This is a genomic window from Oceanibium sediminis, from assembly GCF_003265325.1.
Lineage (GTDB): Bacteria > Pseudomonadota > Alphaproteobacteria > Rhodobacterales > Rhodobacteraceae > Halovulum > Halovulum sediminis.
On record NZ_QGNX01000003.1, the window covers coordinates 469,814 to 486,564 of the forward strand.

17 protein-coding genes are annotated in these 16,751 nt (G+C 68.8%); 4 read left to right on the forward strand and 13 right to left on the reverse strand.

The window, feature by feature from the left end; genetic code table 11:
- Positions 1-30: 30 nt before the first annotated feature.
- The 12 genes from DJ029_RS10780 to DJ029_RS10835 all read right to left on the reverse strand — a co-directional run bounded on the left by DJ029_RS10780 (position 31) and on the right by DJ029_RS10835 (position 10,667).
- Positions 31-759 (reverse strand): hypothetical protein, encoded by a 729-nt coding sequence (locus DJ029_RS10780; RefSeq protein ID WP_112322431.1) that lies wholly within the window; start codon positions 757-759, stop codon positions 31-33.
- Positions 756-1,676: a hypothetical protein gene (locus tag DJ029_RS10785; protein WP_112322432.1), complete on the reverse strand. Its 921-nt coding sequence runs from the start codon at positions 1,674-1,676 to the stop codon at positions 756-758. Before DJ029_RS10785 ends, DJ029_RS10780 begins: the two co-directional genes overlap by 4 nt.
- 18 nt (positions 1,677-1,694) lie before the next feature.
- Complete coding sequence (locus tag DJ029_RS10790; RefSeq protein WP_112322433.1) at positions 1,695-2,591, reverse strand: RDD family protein; 897 nt, start codon at positions 2,589-2,591, stop codon at positions 1,695-1,697.
- Positions 2,588-3,604 (reverse strand): stage II sporulation protein M, encoded by a 1,017-nt coding sequence (locus tag DJ029_RS10795; RefSeq protein ID WP_112322434.1) that lies wholly within the window; start codon positions 3,602-3,604, stop codon positions 2,588-2,590. The genes DJ029_RS10790 and DJ029_RS10795 overlap by 4 nt, the downstream gene beginning before the upstream one ends.
- Positions 3,601-4,911, reverse strand: a complete 1,311-nt coding sequence (locus DJ029_RS10800; RefSeq protein ID WP_112322435.1) for a DUF58 domain-containing protein — start codon at positions 4,909-4,911, stop codon at positions 3,601-3,603. Before DJ029_RS10800 ends, DJ029_RS10795 begins: the two co-directional genes overlap by 4 nt.
- The gene (locus tag DJ029_RS10805) at positions 4,911-5,867 is read right to left on the reverse strand and encodes an AAA family ATPase (protein ID WP_112322436.1); all 957 of its coding nucleotides are present in this window, start codon (positions 5,865-5,867) and stop codon (positions 4,911-4,913) included. The genes DJ029_RS10800 and DJ029_RS10805 overlap by 1 nt, the downstream gene beginning before the upstream one ends.
- The gene (locus DJ029_RS10810; RefSeq protein WP_112322437.1) at positions 5,857-7,149 is read right to left on the reverse strand and encodes a hypothetical protein; all 1,293 of its coding nucleotides are present in this window, start codon (positions 7,147-7,149) and stop codon (positions 5,857-5,859) included. The genes DJ029_RS10805 and DJ029_RS10810 overlap by 11 nt, the downstream gene beginning before the upstream one ends.
- Positions 7,146-7,880: a DUF4129 domain-containing protein gene (locus DJ029_RS10815; RefSeq protein ID WP_112322438.1), complete on the reverse strand. Its 735-nt coding sequence runs from the start codon at positions 7,878-7,880 to the stop codon at positions 7,146-7,148. The genes DJ029_RS10810 and DJ029_RS10815 overlap by 4 nt, the downstream gene beginning before the upstream one ends.
- A gap of 72 nt (positions 7,881-7,952) precedes the next feature.
- On the reverse strand, positions 7,953-8,426 hold the full coding sequence (nusB, locus tag DJ029_RS10820; protein WP_112322440.1) for a transcription antitermination factor NusB: 474 nt from the start codon (positions 8,424-8,426) through the stop codon (positions 7,953-7,955).
- Positions 8,423-8,953, reverse strand: coding sequence for a 6,7-dimethyl-8-ribityllumazine synthase (locus DJ029_RS10825; RefSeq protein WP_112322441.1), 531 nt, complete (start codon positions 8,951-8,953; stop codon positions 8,423-8,425). The genes nusB and DJ029_RS10825 overlap by 4 nt, the downstream gene beginning before the upstream one ends.
- A gap of 1 nt (position 8,954) precedes the next feature.
- Positions 8,955-10,058: a 3,4-dihydroxy-2-butanone-4-phosphate synthase gene (gene ribB, locus DJ029_RS10830; protein ID WP_112322442.1), complete on the reverse strand. Its 1,104-nt coding sequence runs from the start codon at positions 10,056-10,058 to the stop codon at positions 8,955-8,957.
- A gap of 3 nt (positions 10,059-10,061) precedes the next feature.
- On the reverse strand, positions 10,062-10,667 hold the full coding sequence (locus tag DJ029_RS10835; RefSeq protein ID WP_112322443.1) for a riboflavin synthase: 606 nt from the start codon (positions 10,665-10,667) through the stop codon (positions 10,062-10,064).
- Positions 10,668-10,830: 163 nt separating this feature from the next.
- Here DJ029_RS10835 and DJ029_RS10840 point away from each other — a divergent pair, with 163 nt between their 5' ends.
- The 3 genes from DJ029_RS10840 (at position 10,831) to DJ029_RS10850 (ending at position 15,379) form a co-directional block, all read left to right on the forward strand.
- On the forward strand, positions 10,831-12,111 hold the full coding sequence (locus tag DJ029_RS10840; RefSeq protein WP_112322444.1) for a capsule biosynthesis protein: 1,281 nt from the start codon (positions 10,831-10,833) through the stop codon (positions 12,109-12,111).
- Between the two features lie 83 nt (positions 12,112-12,194).
- Positions 12,195-13,331: a polysaccharide biosynthesis/export family protein gene (locus tag DJ029_RS10845; RefSeq protein WP_112322556.1), complete on the forward strand. Its 1,137-nt coding sequence runs from the start codon at positions 12,195-12,197 to the stop codon at positions 13,329-13,331.
- On the forward strand, positions 13,328-15,379 hold the full coding sequence (locus DJ029_RS10850; protein ID WP_232823044.1) for a capsular polysaccharide biosynthesis protein: 2,052 nt from the start codon (positions 13,328-13,330) through the stop codon (positions 15,377-15,379). Before DJ029_RS10845 ends, DJ029_RS10850 begins: the two co-directional genes overlap by 4 nt.
- On the opposite strand, the gene DJ029_RS10855 is transcribed toward DJ029_RS10850, so the two are convergent.
- Complete coding sequence (locus DJ029_RS10855) at positions 15,380-15,712, reverse strand: DUF6476 family protein (RefSeq protein WP_112322447.1); 333 nt, start codon at positions 15,710-15,712, stop codon at positions 15,380-15,382.
- On the opposite strand from DJ029_RS10855, the gene DJ029_RS10860 reads away from it, so the two are divergent.
- A complete protein-coding gene (locus DJ029_RS10860) occupies positions 15,711-16,745 on the forward strand; it encodes an RluA family pseudouridine synthase (RefSeq protein ID WP_112322448.1) in 1,035 nt (344 codons plus the stop codon). The two genes, DJ029_RS10855 and DJ029_RS10860, sit on opposite strands and share 2 nt — an antisense overlap.
- Positions 16,746-16,751 lie beyond the last annotated feature (6 nt).

The following is a 16,751-nucleotide window of genomic DNA, read 5'->3' on the forward strand; positions in this document are numbered from 1 at the left end:
TGCCTAGCGCGCGCCACCCCGGTTTTCGCCCTAGCGGAAAACATCCTCCAGGTCGGCGCCACCCGCGGGCTGCAGCCTCAGGTAGGCGGCCATGCTCATGGCGAGGGTCAGCGTGGACACCATCGCCGCGATCAGGTCCGGTGCCAGCCAGCCGAGCCAGAGCGCGGTGATCGGCGCGTCCGCCGCCAGCGGCGGCGGGCCGACGGCGGTGGCCACGATCACCAGCGGGATCACCGTCAGCGCCCAGGCCAACGACAGCACGCCGAGCGCCGGCCGGCATTGGCTGAGCGTGGCGCGCAGCGCGAACCAGCCGCGCCCCTCGATCACGATCATCGGCACCAGCGTGGTGGTCAGCGCCAGCACGACGATGCCGGGCAGGATCAGCAGGAACATCCCGAAATAGGCGAGGAACCCGGTCGCCAGCGACAGTACGATCAGCGGCGCCAGCATCTGGCGCAGCGCGGCCGCGGGATCGGATGTTTCCCCCCCGCTGGCGCGCCAGATGCGCAGGCACCCCGCCGCGAACAGGATCGTGAACAGCGCCTCTTCGCCCAGGATCGCCGGGTCCGTGATCAGCGCAAAGACAGAGGCATCGACATCGCCCCGCGTCAGGCGGCGCAACGATTCCGGGGCGAGCAGGCTTTGCAGCGTCGTCGCCGCCACGCCCAGCGCCAGGAAGTCGAGGTAGAGCGCCGCCCCGAAGCGGCGCAGCAGGCCCGCTGTGTCCTGCGCCAGCGTGGCAGCGGTGAGGCGCGTCATTCGAACACCTCTTGCAGCTTTTCCGCGCTCGGGCCTTCGCGGATTTCGCGCAGCCGGGTGTAGAGCAGTGCGAGGAAGATCCCGAGCAGGCTCATGCTCAGGGTCCAGCCGAGAAGCCCCGCCAGCCGGACCAGAAGCAGCGCCAGTTCCCGGACTTGCCGGATTCCGCTGTCCATGTCGAACAGGATGCCGAAGGTCACGATCTGGGCCAGGCTGAAAAGCCCGTTCAGCAGCATCGTCAACAGCCCGGCCAGCATCAGCCCCCCCGCCATCGGCCAGCGGTAGCCGCGGCTCAGCTCAGCCGCGCGGGACAGGGGCCGCAGGCCGGGGCGTTCCGCGATCAGGACGGGAACGAGGGCCGCGTATCTTGCGAACAGGTAGAGCGCCGCCGGAAAGATCAGCAACATGATTCCGAAGCCCACCGCCGACCCGATCCGCGCGCCCACCTGTTCGGCCAGCCAGACCAGGCCGAACCCGACCGCGCCGAGCAGCAAGGCAAGGGCGCCGCTGAACAGGATCAGCAGCGGCAGCGTCAGGAAAGCGCGCCCGATCGCGGCAAGCGGGCGGGCCGGGCGCCCGGCGTGTTCGTTCAGCGCGATCCCCACGACCGCCCCGTGGACCGCCAGGCCCGAAAGCCCGGACACAATGCTCGCCACCAGCCAGCCGAGGCCGGCGCCGGCGGTGCTGCCCAGGATCGGGGCCAACACCTTGCCGCTGCCGCCGTAGCCCGCCCCCGATCCGCTCATGTTCAGGAACACCGCATCGGCGGCCAAGCTGAGCAGCAGAACCGGCAGCAACAGCACTACCGTCACCGTGAAGAACACGCCGAAGCGGCGGAACAGCATCCGGACGCTTTCCGAGATCAGGGCCGCCGGTCGCAGGGGGACGCGTGGCGGCGTCCGGGTCTTGCTCGCCATGGTCGCTCCTTCCGGGGCTCAGTCGGTGGGCGAATCGCGGTGGAACTTGTCCTCCCGCGCGTCGCCGAAGAGTTTGCGGTTTTCCAGGTAGCCGCGCTGCGTGCGGTAGAAGGCTAGGAGGAAGCTCTCCGCCTCGTCCTCGGTCAGGCGGCGGTGGTAGCCGATGCGCTTTGCGATGGTAGCCGCCACCTTCTGCAGGTTGCGCTCGTGGATCTTGCGCGCGGTCTTGGTCAGGGCCCCGGCGTCCACCTGCAACAGGGCTTCCAGGGTCTGCAACTCGTAACGCCCGTAGTGATCCAGGTGGTGGGGCAGGAACGTGTGGTTGCGGTCCGCCGCCGGATCGTCGGCGAGGTCGGGCAGCAGCACCGGGGTCGGCAGGTTGACCACGTAGGTCCCGGCCGTCATGTCGCCGAGCCGCTGGCGCTTGCGGTTCATTAGCGGCACCGCCAGCAAGATGGTGATCCACACCAGCAGCATCGCCGTCGTCCACCCGTCCAGGTCGGAGCCCGCCAGCAGCAGGGTGCCGGGGATGAAGATCTCCATTTCTTTCATCAGGTTGCGCACGGTAACTGCATGGGCGGACAACGTGCGCCCGTCGGCCGAGATCACCCTCAGCCCCGACAGGCGCTTGCCGGGCGTCTGGCCGTTCATCAGGATCTCGGACAGGGTGTAATAGGGCGCGCGGATGGCGAAGAACAGCAGCGCGCCGACGATCAGCAGCCCGTTCAGCGGCAGCAGGTCGGAAAAGAACAGCGCCGCCATGATCGCTATCAGCGCCGCGACGGTGATCAGGATGTCGGTCATCTGCGCCACCATCCGCGCGCCGAGCCCGGCGATGGTGAAGCGGATAGGCACGCCCTCGGGGGGGATGAAGTCGGTTAGCAGGCGGCGCGTATCGGCGGGGCGGGGGCTCATCGCGCGCGCCCCTCTTTGCGGCCGGCGAAGGCCAGCCAGGTCAGCCACGCCAGCCCGATGGCGATCCCCACGCTCGCGCGTATGGCGGGGTCCTGGATCCATTGCCGCCCAAAGGCTTCCAGCCCCGCGGCCGCCGTCAGCATGACCCCGGCGAGGATCGCCAGCTTCACCGCGTCGCGCGCGTTGTAGCGCAGGGCATCGCGCCGCCGCATGTCGCCCGGGAACAGGATCGCCTGCCCAAGGTGCAGCCCACCTGCGCAGGCGATGACGACGGCCGAAAGCTCCGTGATGCCATGGATCGAAAGCCACGCCAGGATGTCCGTCAGCAGCCCTCGGTCCGCGTGAAGCGCCACGAACGCCCCGAGGATCATGCCGTTGTAGAAGGTCAGCACCGCCGAGGGCACGCAGATCAGCACCCCGAGCGAAAAGATGAAGATCGCGATCCGCGTATTGTGGGAAAACAGCACCGAGGCGAAGGCCGCGAGATCCCCCGAGCCGGCGTCGCCGCCCGAGTAGATCGCCGACATCAACTGCTCGCGCGTGGCGTTCAGCCCGCGATCCCCCGCCAGCCCGCCGGGCACGATGGTGTTGTACCAGGTCGGATCGTCCTGGAACAGAAGGTAGCCCACCGCCGCCCCGAGGGCGAGGATCAGGTAGGCGATCAGGATCAGCGGCAGCAGCCGCCGCGCCGCCCCCGGCATCCCGGTCAGGAACAGCCGGGACATCAGCCCGCCAAGCTGTTGCTGGGGGGCGTAGACGGCCAGGTAGGCCCGCGCGCAAAGCGCCTCGAGGTATTGCAGCAGCGCGTTATCGAGCGAGATTTCCCGCGCCGTGGAAAGCGAGGCCATGGCCTGCCGGTAAAGCGTGGCCAGCGACTGCGCCTCCTGGAAGGTCAGGGACTGGAGGCCGCGCTTCTCGGCCTTGGTGACGATGTGTTCCAGCGCGCGCCAGTCCGCCTCGCGTTCGGCGCGAAAGCGGACGGAGCGGATAAGGGCGGCGGCGACGTTGCTCATATCAATTCGCGGGCCTTGATATCCAGGTAGGCAGACAGCAGGCGCGGGCTCAACTCGTTGGGGGCGGTTTCAAGGCACAGTACGCCGAGCCGGGCGAGCCGGTCCAGCACCAGTTGGCGTTCGCGCAGCATGTCGGCTGTCACCACGGCCTCCGCCACGGCGGTAGCGTCGCGCGCGTCCCCGTCCTGGCCCGCCTGAAGGCCGGGATCGCGCAGGGTGACGAACAGGATCACGTGCTGGCGGTTCAAAACGGCAAGGTTTTCCACCAGCAATTCCGCCGTCGTCGTATCCGCGAAGTCCGAGAAGATCACGATCAGCGAGCGGCGCTTCAGCAGCGCGCCGAGGTGCGCCAGCGCCAGTGTGTGGTTGCTTTCCACCTTCTGGTAGGCAAGTCCCGCCATTTCGGCGCGCAGCGCCGCGAACCCGGCGCGCGCGGGCTGGGGCGGCAGATAGTGGCGCGGCTCGGCGTCGAAGGAATACAGCCCGACAAGGTCCCCGCCCAGCCCCGCTGCCCAGGCGACGCAGAGCGCGGCGTTGATCGCGTGGTCGATGCGCGCCAGCCCCGCCACTTCCGAGCGCATGAGATAGCCGTTGTCGAGGCACAGGATGATCTGGTGGTTGCGCTCGGCGCGCATTTCCTTGGCCACCAGGTCCCGATGCCGGGCCGAGCGTTTCCAGTCGATGGTGCGGCTGTCCATGCCGGTGGTGAATTCCACGAGCTGGTGGAACTCGGACCCCTCGCCACGGGTGACGGTGTCCTTCACGCCGTAAAGCTCGGATTGCACGGTGGCGTCGATCTGGCCGGAACTCACCGGGCGGATGTTCGGCTCTACGAGTAGCTCGGCGTCGAACGCGTAGCGCGGGGTGAATTCCCAAAGTCCCAGGCGGCTGGGCCAGGACAGCCAGACCGCGTGGATCGCGAAGACCCCGCGTTTGCGCGCGGGGATGCGGATCTCGCCCGTTGCGCCGTCGGGCGTGCGGATGAGGGGGAAGGACAGTTGGCCGCCCAGGTCCTCGGACAGTTCGACCCGCGCCTCGGCCAGCGCGGGCATGCGGCGGGGCGCGTCGGCGCGGATCTGCAAGGCCAGGCTGGCGGTTTCGCCGGAAAAGACCTGACCCGGCGGCGCCAGCGCAAGCGTCAGCGCCCGGCGCCCCGGGCTGATCGCGGCATCCAGCGCCGCGGCCAGCAGCAGCGCCGCCCAGACCGCCGGCGCAAGCGCGTCGGGCAGCGCGGGCAGGGCGATGATCAGCAGGCTCAGCGCCAGCGCGCCCACGCCATAGACCAGAAGCCTGCGGCCCGGGCGCATTATTTCGGCGCCTCGACCCTGTTCAGGATGTTGGTCATCGCGTCGGTCTCGGTGCGGCCCTCGATTTCCGCCGTGGGGCCGAGCACGATGCGGTGCCGCAGTGCGGGGATCACCAGGCGCTGCACGTCGTCGGGGATGGCGTAGTCGCGCCCCGCCAGCGCCGCCGCTGCGCGCACCGCGCTGGCCACCGCGTCCGCCGCGCGGGTGGAGGCTCCGTGGCGGATTTCCGGGTCCTCGCGGGTGGCGCGCACCAACGCGAGGATGTAGCCGAGGATCGTTTCATCCAGCCGGATCCCGTCGATCAGCTTGCGCCCCGCCGCCAGGGTGGCGGCATCGAGCACAGGGCGCACCGCCCGGGTGCGGGCGGCATGGCCGAGCGGTTGCGCGGCGTGGCGGCGCAGGATCTCCATTTCCGCGTTGCGGGCGGGGAAGTCGATGATCAGCTTGAACAGGAACCGGTCGAGCTGCGCCTCGGGCAGGGGGTAGGTGCCCTGCTGCTCGATCGGGTTCTGCGTGGCCATGACGAAGAACGTCTCGCCCAGCGGGTAATCGGTTCCGTCGATGGTCGCGACACGCTCGTTCATCACCTGCAACAGGGCGGCCTGCGTCTTGGGCGGGGCGCGGTTGATCTCGTCCGCCAGCAGCACCTCGGTGAAGACCGGGCCCTTGGTCAGGCGGAAGGCGGAGGTGCCGAAGTCGAACAGGTTCACGCCCAGCACGTCGCCGGGCATCAGGTCGGGGGTGAACTGGATACGTCCGAAGTCGAGTTGCATGGCCGAGGCGAAGGCCTGTGCGAGCAGGGTCTTCGCGGTGCCCGGCGGCCCTTCCAGCAGGCAGTGGCCGCGCGCGAACAGCGCGATGAGCACCATGTCGATGGTGTCGTCCTGGCCGTGAACGGCTTTGCCCACTTCCGCGCGGATGGCGTCGGCTGTGGCCTGAAACGTATCAAGGTTCATTCATCATCCTTCTGGCCTGCAATTCGAAGTCGTCCAGCGCGCGGGCCAGGGTTTCGGCGCTGGTCCCTGAGGGCGCAGTTGTAATGGCTGTGGCAGCCTGCGCAAACCCCGCCGCGAGCGCGGGGTCGCGGCGTTTCACGAACTCCACGATCCGCGCCTGGGGATCGCCGGGTGCGACCTGCCCGAAGAGCGCGCGCTCGATCCGGCGCAGGCGGTTGGCCACATGGGTCTCGAACAGCCGCCGGTCGTTGCCCGCCAGGCGCAGAACCCGCGCCTTGGCCCGGATCGAGCTGCTGCGCGCGGCGCTCATCTGGTCCTGGAACACCTTGCGCGGCGGCCCGAAGCGCACAGCGGCGCGCCAGAGCAGCAGCACGGTCAGGATCGCCAGCCCGCCCCAGGCAATGGAGAAGGGATAGGCGTAGAAGCGCGACAGTTCCGACCAGCTGCGCTGCTCGCGCGGGGGCACTACGGGAAAGGTGAACAGGTAATCCGTCGTATCAACCAGCACCGGCGCGCCCGCCGACAGCCGCGCCACAAGCTCGCTGGCGAGGGCGGCGTTGTCCCCCAGCGCCAGCCCGTGGTTGTTCAGCAGGTCCGGATCGGACAGCGCGATCGTCGGCGGCGCATCGCCGCCGCGCGCGCATTCGATCAGCAGGTGCCCGCGCGGTGCGGACAGCAGCGGGGTGCAGCCCTCTGCCAGCGGCTCGGTGAAGACCTGCGGCGCGTAAAGGGTGAGGTCGTACCGAGGCCCGTCGGGCAGCGCGGCGTCGAAAGTCACCAGGCGCGGCGACAGCCGCTCCAGCGGCGTCTCGGTCAAATCAAGCGTGAGGAAGGGGCGGCTGGCCTCGTCAGGCTCCAGCAGCAGGCTGTAATGGGCAAGCCCGGCATGGCGCAGGGCGCGGGCCCATTTGGGGGCCAGGACCAGGGTTTTCAGCCCGCGCAGCTTGTTTTCGGCCGTGAAGCGGTAGAGATCCCGTTCGGTGCCGGTCATCAGATAGGCGCGGTCTTCCGCGGGGCGGGTGAAGGGCGCGTCCAGGTCAGTATCCGCGATCGGCAGGACCCGCAGGGTCGGGTCGCCGTAGGTCAGCGTCTCGAACCCGGCGTAGCGGGCATCCTGCCCTTCTGCCTGCAACCAGTGGACCAGCCCGCGATGCCCAAGCGCCGAACGCTCAAGCGGCATTTGGCCGGGGGCGAAAAAGGCATAGGCGACCAGCGCACCGGCAAGCACGAGCGCGCCGATACCCAGGGCTTCCAGCCCGCGGGTGCGCCCCGGCCCGCTCATGCCTCACCCGTGGCGCGCAGGATCGGGTGCGCTTCGTGCAGGCAGGTGCGGAACGCCTCCGGGGCGAGAGGGCGGCCGCCGAACTGCACCAGTTCCTCGGTCATCACGATGGTCCTGAGGCCGCCGAGGTGGGGCCAGTCGCGGGGCAGGCGACGCAGGAGTTCGCGCGCGGTTTCCGAGCGCCCGACGCGCAGACCGTTGGCGCGCGCCGCCGCCGACAGGACGGCTTCCAGCAGCTCGACCAGCGCCGCCTCGCGGTTCTTGGCGCGGGACAGGCGGGTCAGTAGCCCCGTGGGCGTGCTTTCTTCTGGCGCGTCCACCTGCTTGCCCGCCGACCGGGCCTGGTCCGGGCGGGCGCGGCCACCGCCGAGAAGATGTCCGAGGGCGGCCCGTTTGGAGAACAGCAGAAGCGCCAGCGCGGCCAGCCCGCCGAAGACGACGATCCGCCCCAGAAGGTCGGCTTGCGCGTCCACGTCCCGAACGTCATCCGCCGGTTCCGGCGGGGGTTCAAGCGGCAGGCCGTCCAGGGGCAGTTCACCCTCAAGTTCGGCGATATAGGTGATGTCCGCCTGCACCCGGCGCAGCATGAGCGCGTCCATGTAGTCGGGATTGCGCGTCACCTCATGGGGGGTGATGCGCGGTGCAGGCGTGTCCTGCGCAGGGGCGGCGGCGGCCGTGCCAAGCAGCAGCCCGCAGGCAAGAATTGCCGCTGTCCTGATGCTCTGCCGCAACCGCCTGCTCCGCCTTCTGATCCTGCCGCCTGCCGCAGACTAGGCCGGGCAATGCGGCGGTATCAAGGCCGGTTACGCGAAGGCTTCGGGGTTGACGTCGCGGGCCATGTGATCGAGCACGGCGTTAACGAATTTCGACTCCCGCCCGTCGGGAAAGAAAGCTTTCGCGACGTCGACGAACTCGTTGATGACCACCCGTGGCGGCGTCTTTCCGCTCAGCAGTTCCGCACCCGCTGCGCGGAACAGTGCGCGGATCGTCGGGTCGATCCTTGCGATCGGCCACTTGGCGACCAGCGCCGCATCGGTCAGCTTGTCGATCCGCCCCTGGCGCTCGACCGCGCCGCTCAGAAGGGCGCGGAACAGGTCCAGATCGCCTTCGGCATAGGTCTCGCCGTCGATCTCGGCGCCGAAGCGGTGGGTTTCGAATTCCTCGCGCACGTCGTCCAGCGTGGCGTCGGACGCTTCCATCTGGAACAGCGCTTGGGTCGCGAACAGCCGCGCGGTCGAGCGTTGCTGGCGTTTGTCGGTTTTTGTCGGGGTGCTCATACTGTGTCTCCGCCCTTGGCCAGCAGGATCTCGCCCTCGGGCGCGCGGCGGGGGGTGTTGTCGGGGGTGAAGCGTCGCTTCAGGGTGATCAGGTGGAACGCCGCTTCCGCCGCGCCGCCGCCCTTGTTCTGGCCCGCCGCCTCGGCGCGGACCATGGCTTGTTCCGCGTTTTCCACGGTCAGGATGCCGTTGCCGATGCACAGCCCTTGCAGGCCAAGGCGCATCAGTCCGGCGGAACTGTCGTTGCAGACGGTCTCGTAATGGGTCGTCTCGCCCCGGATCACGCAGCCGAGCGCGACGAACCCGTCGTACTGCCCGCTTTTCGCGGCGATCGCCATCGCCTGGGGGATTTCCAGCGCGCCGGGCACGGACACTTCGTCATACATCACGCGGGAGGCTTCGCAGGCGGCGCGCGCGCCGGTCACGAGTTGCTCGGCGATGTCGGTGTAGTAGGGGGAGGTCACGATCAGCACGCGGGTCGGTTCATCGAACACCGGGGCGGGCAGGGTGGCATGTGTCAACGCCATGTCAGGCGGTTCCTTTCAGCGGGCGGGTATCGGCGATGGAAAGCCCGTAGCCTTCCAGCCCGACGACATTGGGGCGGGGCGAATTGGTCAGCAGGATCATGTCATGCACCCCGAGCGCGCCGAGGATCTGCGCGCCGACGCCGTATTGGCGCAGGGTTTGTGGCGCGGCCTCGCCATCGAAGCTGAGCTTCATGTCCATGTCGCGCAGCAGCACGACCACGCCGCGCCCTTCGCGGGCGATAGTTTCCATCGCGTCGCTGACCTGGTGAGAGCGCCCCGGCGTCAGCCCGAGGTGATCCTCAAGCGGGTTGGCGGCGTGCATGCGCACCAGTACAGGCTCGGGCGTGGTAAGGTCGCCCTTGGTCAGCACTAGGTGCTCGGCCCCGGCGGTTTCGTCGGTGAAGACGCGCAGCGTCCAGTTGCCGCCGTATTCCGAGGTGACCTGGCGCACCGTGGTTTCGCGCACCAGGTTGTCGTGCCGCCGCCGGTAAGCGATCAGGTCGGAGATCGTGCCGATCTTCAGGTTGTGGCGCTGGGCGAAGGACACCAGGTCCGGCAGGCGGGCCATGGAGCCGTCGTCGTTCATGATCTCGCAGATCACGCCCGAGGGGTTCAGCCCCGCAAGGCGCGAGATGTCCACCGCCGCTTCCGTATGGCCCGCGCGCACCAGAACGCCGCCGTCGCGCGCGCGCAGCGGGAACACGTGGCCCGGCGTAGCGATATCCTGCGGCCCGGAGTCGTGCGCGATGGCCACCGCCACGGTATGGGCGCGGTCATGGGCGGAAATGCCGGTGGTCACGCCTTCGCGCGCCTCGATCGAGATGGTGAAGGCGGTTTCGTGCCGCGAGGAGTTGGAGGCCGCCATCAGCGGCAGGCCCAGCTTGTCCAGCCGGTCGCCCGTCAGCGTCAGGCAGATCAGCCCGCGCCCGTGGGTGGCCATGAAGTTGATCGCCTCGGGCGTGGCCATCTGCGCGGGGATTACCAGGTCGCCCTCGTTCTCGCGGTCCTCGTGGTCGACCAGGATGAACATGCGCCCGTTGCGCGCGTCCTCGATGATCTCCTCCACCGAGGAAATGGCGTTGGCGTATGTGTCGTCCTTGGCCATGGGTCAGCCTTTCCGCATCTCGTCCAGGCGGGCGACATAGCGGGCCAGGGTGTCGATCTCAAGGTTGAGGCGGTCACCGGGGGCGATGTCGCCCCAGGTCGTCACCTCTTTCGTGTGGGGGATGACGTTGATGGTGAAGCGCGCGCCGTCCACGTCGTTCACCGTAAGTGAGGTGCCGTTCAGCGCGACCGAGCCTTTCGGCGCGATGAAACGGGCCAGCGCCTCCGGCACGGCGAAGGTCATCACCGTGCTGTCGCCTTCGTCCACGGCCGAGAGCAGTTCGGCCAGCCCGTCCACGTGGCCCGACACGATGTGCCCGCCCAGTTCGTCCCCAAGGCGCAGCGCGCGTTCCAGGTTGATCCGGCGGCCCACCTGCCAGTCGCCCAGCGTCGTCTTGTCCAGCGTCTCGGCAGAGGCATCGACGTCGAACCAGGCGCGGTCCTCGGCTTGGCCTTTGTCCACCACGGTCAGGCACACGCCGTCACAGGCGATGGAGGCGCCCAGGTCCATGGAGTCGGCTGTATAGGAAGTGGCAATCCGCACACGCAGGTCGCCGCGCCGCTCGACAGCCGTAATTTCGCCGATGTCAGTTATTATTCCGGTAAACATGTCGGCCTATCCTTCCCGGCATCTCAGGCCGCGGAGATACAAGAGCCGCCGCCCGGGGGCAAGGCTTGTCGGTTTCTGCCGAGTGGCCGGCCGCAGACGGTTATGGATTTCTGTCCATGCGAATCTGTGGTAGCGAAAAACGCTGAGGGACAAAGGGTTAAGAATGAGTGGACGGTATTTTCTATTCTTGCAGGGGCCGCATGGGCGGTTCTTCAGTGACCTTGCAGGAATGCTGGCGCGCGCCGGCGCGACCGTGCACCGCATCGGCTTCAACGCCGGGGACGAGCTGAGCTGGAAGCATCGCGCCCAGTACACGCCCTTCCTGGACGACAAATCCAACTGGGCGGAATTCTACACCGCGTTCCTCGACAGCCACCCCGTGACCGACATCGTGCTTTACGGGGACACCCGGGACATCCACCAGGTCGCGCGCGATATCGCGAAAGAGCGGGGCATCTCGATCCATTGTTTCGAGGAAGGCTACCTGCGCCCCTACTGGGTGACCTACGAGCGGGGCGGCGTGAACGGCAATTCGCGCCTGATGCGCATGACGATCCCCGAAATGCGCGCCCTGCTGGCCGGGAAAGAGGGCGACGTGCCCGAGGCCCCGGCGCAATGGGGGGCGCTTTGGCATCACATCTTCAACGGGGCGCTCTATCACTTCCGGGTGCTGTTCCTGAACTGGAAGTACAAGGAATACCGCCCGCACCGCACGATCACCGTCTGGAAGGAGCTGCGGCTTTACCTGCGTCGGCTGGTTCTGTTCCCATTGCAGGCCCGCGAGCGCCGCCGGGAAACGCGCAAGCTGGATGAATCCGGCGCGCGGTATCACCTTGTATTGCTGCAACTGGCGCATGACGCGTCTTTCCGCGATCACAGCGATTTCAACCACATCTCGGAATTCATCGACGTCTGCGTGAAGGGCTTTGCGCGCGGCGCGCCCAAGCACCACCGGCTGGTGTTCAAGACCCACCCGCTGGAGGATGGGCGCGAGCCGCTGGACAAGCTGATCGCCGCGGCCGCGAAGACCTACGGGATCGAGGACCGGGTTCAGATGATCCGCGGCGGCAAGCTGGGCGAGATGCTGGACAAGGCCTCCACCGCCGTGACGGTGAATTCCACCGCCGGGCAGCAGGTGCTGTGGCGCGGCATGCCGCTGAAGGCCTTCGGGCGCTCGGTCTATTCGCAGCCGGAATTCGTCAGCTACCAGCCGGTGGACGAGTTCTTCGCCAACCCACGCAAGCCAGACCGGGAGGCGTACATGCTCTACCGGCAGTTCCTGCTGGAAACCTCGCAGTTTCCCGGGGGATTCTACACCGCTTCCGGGCGGGCGGACGTGATCCGCAACGTGATCGACATCATGCTTGAAAACCGCGATCCCTACGAAACCATTGGCCGGCGGGGTGAAACCCCAAGGCCACAGTTGTCGGCCAACACCCGCTGATCCCGCCCGCCGCGCTTTGCGCATCCGCCCCGGGCGGGCTAAGACGTATGCAGACCTTGTTCAAAAGGCGATCGAGCGTGACCATGATTTACAGGCCCTTGCTGCGTTTCGCAGCGGTATCCCTATGCAGCCTTGTCCTGGCCGCGTGTTCGCTGCCGCGACCGGGCCCCAGCGCGGACGAGATCGTCGCCGCCTCCAAGCGCGTGGGCGGGGATCTGAACGTGGTCCTGGTCAACCCGCAGATCGCGGCGCAGACCCGGATCGAGTTCACGCGCGGCTTCAGCGCGGAGTTCCTGAACAAGCCCCGGCTGCGCTCGGACGCGATCAACGCGGGCGACACGCTGTCGATCACCGTCTGGGAAAACGTGGACAACGGCTTGCTGGTCGGCACCGGACAGAAGCTGGCGGTGCTGCAGGAAATCCAGGTCGACCAGAAGGGCAACATCTTCATGCCCTACGCGGGCACGCTATCGGCGGCGGGCAAGACCCCGGCCGAGTTGCGCATGCTGATCACCGAGGAGCTTGGCATCCAGACCCCCGACCCCCAGGTCGAGGTGCGCCGCCTCATCGGCGATGGCGCGACGATCAACTTGATCGGCGGCGTGGGCGCGCAGGGCGTCTACCCGGTGCAGCCCTCCACCTCGCGGCTGGCGGCGATGATCGCGCGCGCGGGCGGGGTGACGGTCAACCCCGACGTGGCCACCGTCACCGTGCGGCGCGATGGGCGCAGCGGCACGGTCTACCTGCAGGACATCTATGACAACCCCTCGTTCGACATCGCGTTGCGCGCCGGGGACACCATCATCGTCGAGGAGGACCGCAGGTCCTTCACCGCCATGGGTGCGACGGGCACCCAGGCGCTGGTGCCGTTCCCGTTCGGGGACATCAACGTGGTCGAGGCGCTGGCCGCCGTCGGCGGGCTGAACGGCACGCTTTCGGACCCGACCGGCATCTTCATCTTCCGCCGCGAGCGGGAATCCATCGCCCGCAAGGTCACGGGCGACCCGGCCGTCGGCGCGGAGGAACCCTTTGCCTACGTGATCGACCTGACCAACCCCGGCGGCATCTTCCTTGCGAAGGATTTCCAGATCCGGGATGGTGACACGATCTACATCACCGAGGCCCCCTTCGTGGCATGGACCAGAGTACTCGACGCGACCTCCCGCACCCTGAACTTCGCGACGGTGCTGACCCGGACGGTCGACCTGGCGACGGAGTGAGCCGCCCGGCCCGCCGCAAGCTTGCGGTCTATACCGGGGGGTTCCTGTTCAACGCCCGTCTGCGCCGCATCCTTGAGCTTCACGGCTGGGACGTGACGCCGGGGTTTTCCCCGGCGCGCGCCGACGCGGTGGCGGTCTGGGGCCGCCGCCCGGTTTCGAAACGCGGGCTGTGGGTGGCGCGGCGCTGGAACAAGCCGGTGCTGAACGTTGAGGATGCCTTCCTGCGCTCGGTCCGGCCCGGGCAGGCGGGGGAGCCGCCGATCGGGCTGCTCGCCGACCCGGAGGCGCTGCACTACGACGCCGCGCAACCTTCCGCGCTGGAGCGGTTGCTGGCAAGCACGCAGTACGACGCCGCGGCGCTGGCGCGGGCCGAGCGGGGCATCGCCTTCCTGCGCGCCGAGGGGCTTTCCAAGTACAGCGACTGGGACCCGGACGCGCCCCTGCCGGACCCGGGCTACGTGCTGGTGATCGACCAGACCGCAGGGGATGCCGCCATCGCCCATGCCGGGGCAGGGCCGGAGAGTTTCGCCGCCGCGCTGGCGGCAGCGCGCGCGGAACACCCCGGCGCGCGGATCGTGCTGCGCACCCATCCCGTGACCGCCTCGGGCCATCGCAAGGGGCACTTCGGCCCCGGCGACCTGGACGCGCACACGGAAATCTGCGCCGATCCGGTGAACCCCTGGGCGCTGCTGGAGGGCGCGCGCGCCGTCTATGCCGTGTCGTCCCAGATGGGGTTCGAGGCGATCCTGGCGGGCCATCGCCCGGTCGTGTTCGGCCAGCCCTTCTATGCCGGGTGGGGGCTGAGCGACGATCGCGCCCCGATCCCGCGCCGTACCCGCACACTCAGCGCGGCGGAGCTGTTCCACGGGGCCATGATCGACTACCCGCTCTGGTACGACCCCTACCGCGACCAAGCCACCAGCTTCGAGGTGGCGGCAGAGGCGTTGGCCGCCCAGGCGCGTGCCTACCGCGAAAACCGCCGCCCCTTCGTCTGCGCGGGGATGAGTCCGTGGAAGCATCGCCCGTTGCGCACCTTCCTGGCCGGTCCCACGGCGCCGCTGTTCGAAAGCGATCCCGAAAGAGCCGTCGCGCGGGCGAAGGACACGGGGCGCACCGTTCTGCTCTGGGCGGGCAAGGAAACCACGGCCGTGCGGGACCTGGTGGCGGCGCAGGGCGTGCTGCTGTGGCGGGCGGAGGACGGCTTCCTGCGCTCGGTCGGCTTAGGGGCGCAACTGCTGCCCGCCGCCTCGCTGGTGCTGGATGACCTTGGAATCTACTTCGACCCGACGCGCGAAAGCCGGCTGGAGCGGATCATTAACGAAAGCGCCGGGCTGACAGACGCCGCGCGGGCCCGCGCCGAGGCGCTGGGCCGCGCCATCGTCGCCGCGCGGCTGACCAAGTACAACGTCGGCCAGTCCGCGAGGCTGCCCGACGCCGGCGGTCGGCTGAAGGTGCTGGTGCCGGGGCAGGTGGAGGACGACGCCTCGATCCGAACGGGCACGCGCGACGTCTCCACCAACCTGGAACTGCTGCGCCGTGCGCGCGCCCATTTCCCGGACGCCTTTATCATCTTCAAACCCCACCCGGACGTGGAGGTCGGCCTGCGCACCGGCGCGGTGCCCGAGGGCGACCTGGCCGCCCTGGCCGATCACGTGGCCCGCGAGATGTCCGCCGCCGAGGCGTTGGAACAGGTGGACGTGGTCTGGACCATGACCTCGCTCATGGGGTTCGAGGCGTTGTTGCGCGGCAAGTCGGTGCACTGCCTCGGGATGCCGTTCTACGCGGGATGGGGCTTGACGGAGGATCACGGGCAGGCCGCGCCGCGCCGTACCGCCCGCCCGGACCTGGCCGCGCTGATCCACGCGGCGCTGATCGCCTACCCGCGCTATTTCGATGCGGAAACCGGCCTTGCCGCCCCGGCGGAGGTGATCCTGGAGCGGCTCGCCACGGGCGGCACTGGGGTCAGCCGCCCGGCGACCCTTCGCCACCGGCTGGTGGCGCGGCTACAGGACCGCCTGAAACACTTCGCGCATCTTTGGCGGCGGTGATCACTCCGCCAGCGGGGTGACCGTGACGCTCTGATGGGGGGTGTCTTCGCCCGGCGCGACAAGGTGCAGGTACTGCGCGCCGTTCCCGTCCCGGGTGATCAGCACCACCCAGTCGGGGTTCTGCGCATAGCCCGTCAACTCCTGCCCTGCGGGCAGGGCGACGGTGCCGGGCAGGGGCGGCGTCGCCGGTGTCGCGACCAGCCGCCAGACCAGCAGCCCGACGACGATGATCATGCCAAGGGTCAGCACCACCGTCAGCGCTGTCACCAAGCGCCGCAGCGTGCGGATCCGGGGTGGCTCAGGGGCCTCCTGCTGGATAAAGTCGTCGCTCATGAAACCACCCGTAGACATCATAGAGGCCGCGGCCATCGGCACAGCGCCCGAGCGCCTTGATAGGGCACTGATGGCGATTGTGCCAGAGGCGCTGGGCCTGACCCGGTCCCGCCTGCAGGCGCTGATCGCCGCCGGCCAGGTCAGCGTGGACGGCGCACCCGCGCGCAGCGCCTCGCAGAAGGTGGCGCCCGGCGCGGTGCTGCATCTGACCGTGCCCGCCCCCGAACCGGCCGAGATCCTGGCCGAGGACATCCCCCTCGCCATCCTGCACGAGGACGCGGACCTGATCGTGGTGAACAAGCCCACGGGCATGGTCGTGCACCCCGCGCCGGGGGCCTGGACCGGCACGCTGGTCAACGCGCTGATGCATCATTGCGGGGACAGCCTGTCCGGCATCGGCGGCACCGAACGCCCGGGCATCGTGCACCGGATCGACAAGGACACCTCGGGGCTGCTGGTGGTGGCGAAGTCCGACGTGGCGCACCAGGCGCTGTCCAAGGCCTTTGCGCGCCACGACATCGACCGCATCTACGAGGCGCTGACCTGGGGCCTGCCGGACGCGGGCGATCCCCGGGTCATGGGGCTGGCGGGCGTCTCCTCGGAATCCGGGGGTGTGCTGAAGATCGACGCCCCCCTCGGGCGGCACAAGGCGGACCGCAAGAAGATGGCGATCCGCCGCGACGGGGAGGGGCGCCACGCCATCACGCGGATCACGCCGCTGGGCGCGTGCGGCCCCGCCGGGCACGTGCGCTGCCGCCTGGAAACCGGGCGCACCCACCAGATCCGGGTCCATGCCGCCTATATCGGCCACCCGCTGATGGGCGATCCCACCTATGGCGGCGCGCGCAAGCTGCCCGCCGCCCTTGCCGGATCCCCGGTGGCCGCCGCGCTGGCCGCCCTGCCGGGCCAGGCGCTGCACGCGGGAACGCTGGGCTTCAAGCACCCCGTCAGCGGGCAGGCGCTCAGCTTCAGCGCCCCCCCCCCCGAGAGCTTCACGAAACTGTTAACGGCATTGCAGGAGGTGCCCGCGTAAATACCT

What these genes read in the sequence shown, in the direction of transcription:
- DJ029_RS10780 (WP_112322431.1), bottom strand. Translation starts at nt 759, where the DNA reads ATGACGCGCCTCACCGCTGCCACGCTGGCGCAGGACACAGCGGGCCTG.
- DJ029_RS10800 (WP_112322435.1), bottom strand. Translation starts at nt 4,911, where the DNA reads ATGCGCCCGGGCCGCAGGCTTCTGGTCTATGGCGTGGGCGCGCTGGCG.
- DJ029_RS10855 (WP_112322447.1), bottom strand. Translation starts at nt 15,712, where the DNA reads ATGAGCGACGACTTTATCCAGCAGGAGGCCCCTGAGCCACCCCGGATC.
- DJ029_RS10805 (WP_112322436.1), bottom strand. Translation starts at nt 5,867, where the DNA reads ATGAACCTTGATACGTTTCAGGCCACAGCCGACGCCATCCGCGCGGAA.
- DJ029_RS10810 (WP_112322437.1), bottom strand. Translation starts at nt 7,149, where the DNA reads ATGAGCGGGCCGGGGCGCACCCGCGGGCTGGAAGCCCTGGGTATCGGC.
- nusB (WP_112322440.1), bottom strand. Translation starts at nt 8,426, where the DNA reads ATGAGCACCCCGACAAAAACCGACAAACGCCAGCAACGCTCGACCGCG.
- DJ029_RS10840 (WP_112322444.1), top strand. Translation starts at nt 10,831, where the DNA reads ATGAGTGGACGGTATTTTCTATTCTTGCAGGGGCCGCATGGGCGGTTC.
- DJ029_RS10825 (WP_112322441.1), bottom strand. Translation starts at nt 8,953, where the DNA reads ATGGCGTTGACACATGCCACCCTGCCCGCCCCGGTGTTCGATGAACCG.
- DJ029_RS10845 (WP_112322556.1), top strand. Translation starts at nt 12,195, where the DNA reads ATGATTTACAGGCCCTTGCTGCGTTTCGCAGCGGTATCCCTATGCAGC.
- DJ029_RS10785 (WP_112322432.1), bottom strand. Translation starts at nt 1,676, where the DNA reads ATGGCGAGCAAGACCCGGACGCCGCCACGCGTCCCCCTGCGACCGGCG.
- DJ029_RS10795 (WP_112322434.1), bottom strand. Translation starts at nt 3,604, where the DNA reads ATGAGCAACGTCGCCGCCGCCCTTATCCGCTCCGTCCGCTTTCGCGCC.
- DJ029_RS10835 (WP_112322443.1), bottom strand. Translation starts at nt 10,667, where the DNA reads ATGTTTACCGGAATAATAACTGACATCGGCGAAATTACGGCTGTCGAG.
- DJ029_RS10860 (WP_112322448.1), top strand. Translation starts at nt 15,711, where the DNA reads ATGAAACCACCCGTAGACATCATAGAGGCCGCGGCCATCGGCACAGCG.
- ribB (WP_112322442.1), bottom strand. Translation starts at nt 10,058, where the DNA reads ATGGCCAAGGACGACACATACGCCAACGCCATTTCCTCGGTGGAGGAG.
- DJ029_RS10790 (WP_112322433.1), bottom strand. Translation starts at nt 2,591, where the DNA reads ATGAGCCCCCGCCCCGCCGATACGCGCCGCCTGCTAACCGACTTCATC.